Annotated in this window: 1 protein-coding gene and 1 pseudogene; one reads left to right on the forward strand and one right to left on the reverse strand. The window is 76.3% G+C overall.

Translation table 11 applies throughout. From position 1 onward, the window contains the following. Positions 1-331, reverse strand: a pseudogene (locus AE652_RS35940) (peptidase S08 family protein); the annotation flags it as partial. 243 nt (positions 332-574) lie between these two features. Between AE652_RS35940 and AE652_RS35945 the strand changes: the two are divergent. Then, positions 575-4,539, forward strand: a 3,965-nt coding sequence (locus AE652_RS35945) for an ATP-dependent helicase (RefSeq protein ID WP_049659209.1), incomplete at its 3' end; no start/stop codon positions are given.

Here is a 4,539-nt window from a genome sequence, read left to right on the forward strand (position 1 = left end):
CCGCCCGGCCACCGGTCCCGGCCCCCGCCGTGAAGTCCCCCGCCCCCGTCACCGCCCGCGGCGGCCCGACCACCGGCGCGGTCCTGGTCGCCCCGACGGCGGCGATCCCGGGCCGGGCCCGCACCCGGTCGGCGAACGGGCCGGTCGCGTACACCAGCACGGCCCCGATCTGCGGGTACTCCTGGACCACCTGCCCGCCCGCCGCCCGGCTCTCCGCCCCGGCCCGGGCGGCGCCGGCGGCGTCCTCGCCCTCGGCCAGCACCAGGTAGCTGAGGTACGCCCGCCCCGCCCCGGACACGGACGGGACGGCGCCGCCCACCACGAGCGCCATCAGCAGCATCGCAAGCAGCGCCCGGGCGGGCCCGCGGACCCGACGGCGTCGGGCGGGCCCGCCCGACGGGTGCGCCTGCGCCATCGCACGGTCTCCGCTCGTCGGTCCGGTGGGTCACGGGTGGATCACCCATCCGATTCCTCACCATATGAGCGGATTGTGGTTTCTGCTCCCCGGCTTGCACCCCTCCTCCGAACCTCCCGCCCGCCCCCGCTTGTCGGTCCCACCCGGCACCATGGGGGCATGGCGCCCCAGCACCCGACCCCGTCCGCCGACGACCCCCTGGCCGGCTTCGCCCCGGCCACCCGGGCCTGGTTCACCGGTGCCTTCTCCGCCCCCACCGCCGCACAGGCCGAGGCCTGGCAGGCCATCCAGCGGGGGACGGACGTCCTGGTGGTCGCCCCCACCGGCTCCGGCAAGACGCTGGCCGCCTTCCTCTCCGCCCTCGACCGGCTCAGCACCACCCCTCCCCCCGCCGAGCCGAGGCACCGCTGCCGGGTCCTCTACGTCTCACCGCTCAAGGCCCTCGCGGTGGACGTCGAACGGAACCTGCGCGCCCCCCTGGCCGGACTGCGCCAGGCCGCCGTCCGACTCGGCCTGCCCGAGCCCGAGGTCCAGGTCGCCATCCGCTCCGGCGACACCCCGGCCGCCGACCGCCGCCGCTTCGCGACCCACCCGCCGGACATCCTGATCACCACCCCCGAGTCGCTGTTCCTGCTGCTCACCTCCGCCTCCCGGGAGGCCCTGCGCGGCGTGGACACGGTGATCCTGGACGAGGTGCACGCGGTCGCCGGCACCAAGCGCGGCGCGCACCTCGCGCTCAGCCTGGAACGGCTGGACGAACTGCTGGACCGCCCGGCCCGCCGGATCGGCCTGTCCGCGACGGTCCGCCCGGTCGAGGAGGTGGCCCGCTTCCTGAGCCCGCGGCGCGGCGCCGCCGTGGTCCAGCCCGCCGCCGCCAAGGAGTTCGACCTCTCGGTGGTCGTCCCCGTCCCCGACCTGGACGACCTGCCCGCCGCCCCGGCCACCGGCGGCGCCGCCGGCACCGACCCGCAGCGGCAGGCCTCGATCTGGCCGCACGTCGAGGAGCGGATCGTCGACCTGGTCGAGGCGCACCGCTCGACCATCGTCTTCGCCAACTCCCGCCGGCTGGCCGAGCGGCTGTGCAACCGGCTGAACGAGATCGCCTACGAGCGCGCCACCGGCACCGCCGTCCCCGAGGCGCACGCCCCGGCCGAGCTGATGGGCGGCTCGGGCGCGGCCAAGGGCGCGCCCCCGGTCATCGCCCGGGCCCACCACGGCTCCGTCTCCAAGGAGCAACGGTCGCTCGTCGAGGAGGAGTTGAAGGCCGGCCGGCTGCCCGCCGTGGTCGCCACCTCCAGCCTGGAGCTGGGCATCGACATGGGCGCCGTCGAACTGGTCGTCCAGGTCGAGTCCCCGCCCTCGGTCGCCTCCGGCCTACAGCGGGTCGGCCGGGCCGGCCACCAGGTCGGCGCCGTCTCCACCGGCGTCTTCTTCCCCAAGTACCGGGGGGACCTCGTCCAGTCCGCCGTGGTCACCGAGCGGATGCGGGCCGGCCGGATCGAGGCGCTGCGCATCCCGCGCAACCCGCTGGACGTGCTCGCCCAGCAGCTGGTCGCGATGACGGCCCTGGACACCTGGCCGGTGGACGACCTGCTCGCCGTGGTCCGCCGCGCCGCGCCCTTCGCGACCCTCCCGCAGTCCGCCTTCGACGCCGTGCTCGACATGCTGGCCGGCCGCTACCCCTCGGACGCCTTCGCCGAGCTGCGCCCCCGCCTGGTGTGGGACCGGGTGGCCGGCACCGTGACCGGCCGCCCCGGCGCCCAGCGACTGGCCGTCACCTCCGGCGGCACCATCCCCGACCGCGGCCTGTTCGGCGTCTTCATCGCGGGCTCGGACCCCGAGAAGAAGGGTGGTGGTGGGCGACGGGTGGGCGAGCTCGACGAGGAGATGGTCTACGAGTCCCGCGTCGGCGACGTGTTCACCCTCGGCACCACCTCCTGGCGGATCGAGGAGATCACCCACGACAAGGTGCTGGTCACCCCCGCCCCCGGCGTCCCCGGCCGGCTCCCGTTCTGGAAGGGCGACACGCTCGGCCGCCCGCTCGAACTCGGCCGCGCCCTCGGCGCCTTCACCCGCGAACTGGGCGCCCTGCCGCCCGAGGCCGCCACCGAGCGCCTCAAGCGGGCCGGCCTGGACGACTGGGCGGCCGCCAACCTGCTGGACTACCTGGCCGAGCAGCGCGCCGCCTGCGGCCACCTCCCCGACGACCGCACCATCGTGGTCGAGCGCTTCCGGGACGAGCTCGGCGACTGGCGGATCGTCGTCCACTCCCCCTTCGGCGCCCAGGTCCACGCCCCCTGGGCGCTCGCCCTCGGCGCCCGGCTGCGCGAGCAGCACGGCCTGGACCCGCAGGTCATGCACGCCGACGACGGCATCGTGCTGCGCCTGCCCGACGCCGACCTGCTGAGCCTCGACTTCGACTTCGGCAGCCCCTCGGCGCAGTCGGACCAGGACGAGGCCCCGGTCGGCGCCGACGCCACCCTGTTCGACCCAAGCGAGATCGAACAGCTGGTCACCGACCAGGTCGGCGGCTCCGCCCTGTTCGCCTCCCGCTTCCGGGAGTGCGCCGGCCGCGCCCTGCTGCTCCCTCGCCGCAGCCCCGGCCGCCGCACCCCGCTCTGGCAGCAGCGCCAGCGCGCCGCCCAACTGCTCGAAGTCGCCTCCGAGTACGGCTCGTTCCCGATCGTCCTGGAGGCCGTCCGGGAGTGCCTGCAGGACGTCTTCGACGTCCCCGGCCTGGTCGAGCTGATGGGCGATCTGGAGTCCCGCGCCGTCCGCCTGGTCGAGGTCACCACCCCCGAGCCCTCGCCCTTCGCCCGCTCGCTGCTGTTCGGCTACGTCGCCCAGTTCCTCTACGAGGGCGACTCCCCGCTCGCCGAGCGCCGCGCCGCCGCCCTCTCGCTCGACTCCCGGCTGCTGTCCGAACTCCTCGGCCAGGCCGAGCTGAGCGAGCTGCTCGACCCGCGGGTGCTCGCCGAACTGGAGGCCGAGCTCCAACGCCTCGTCCCCGAACGCCGGATCAAGGACGCCGAGGGCGTCGCCGACGCCCTGCGCCTGCTCGGCCCGCTCTCCGAGGCCGAGTTGACCGTCCGCGGCGCCGAGCCGCTCTGGGCCCTGGAGCTGGAGGCCGCCCGCCGGGTGATCCAGGTCCGGATCGCCGGCGAGCGCCGCTGGACCGCGATCGAGGACGCCGGACGGCTGCGCGACGCACTGGGCACCCCGCTGCCGGTCGGCGTCCCGGAGGCCTTCACCGAGCCGGTCAAGGACCCGCTGGGCGATCTGATCGCCCGCCACGCCCGCACCCACGGCCCGTTCACCGCCGCCGAGGCCGCCGCCCGCTACGGCCTCGGCACCGCCGTGGTCACCGGCACCCTGCACCGCCTGACCGCCGCCGGCCGCCTGGTCCAGGGCCACTTCAGGCCAGCCGGGAGCCAGACCGACCCCGAGTGGCACACCGCCCCCGAGTGGTGCGACGCCGAGGTGCTGCGCCGGCTGCGCCGCCGCTCGCTCGCCGCCCTGCGCCACGAGGTCGAGCCGGTCCCGCCGCGCGCCCTGGCCGCCTTCCTGCCGCAGTGGCAGCACCTGGCCGGCCACCGGCTACGCGGCCCGGACGGCCTGCTGCGGGTGGTCGAGCAGCTCCAGGGCACCGCCCTGCCCGCCTCCGCGCTGGAGAAGCTGATCCTCCCGGCCCGGCTCACCGACTACTCCCCCGGCCTGCTGGACGAGCTGATGGCGGCCGGCGAGATCGGCTGGTGCGGGGCCGGCGCCCTACCCGGCAAGGACGGCTGGCTCAGCCTGCACCTCGCCGAGAACGCCCACCTGCTGCGCCCCGAGCCCGTCCCGCCCGCGCTCACCCCGGTGCACAGCGCGCTGCTGTCCGCGCTGGCCGGCGGCTACGGCCTGTTCTTCCGCCAACTCGTCCAGCAGCTCCCGGAGGAGACCGCCGAGCCGGAGGTCGTCGAGGCGCTCTGGGACCTGGTCTGGGCCGGTTTCGTCACCAACGACACCCTCGCCCCGCTGCGCGCCCTGCTCGGCTCCGGCCGGACGGCGGGCGCCACCGCCCACCGCGCGCCGCGATCCACCCCGCGCGGCCGCTACGGCGGTGCCGGACGCGCCCTCGGCCG

Origin of the sequence: Kitasatospora sp. MY 5-36, from assembly GCF_001182915.1 — a bacterium.
GTDB lineage: Bacteria > Actinomycetota > Actinomycetes > Streptomycetales > Streptomycetaceae > Kitasatospora.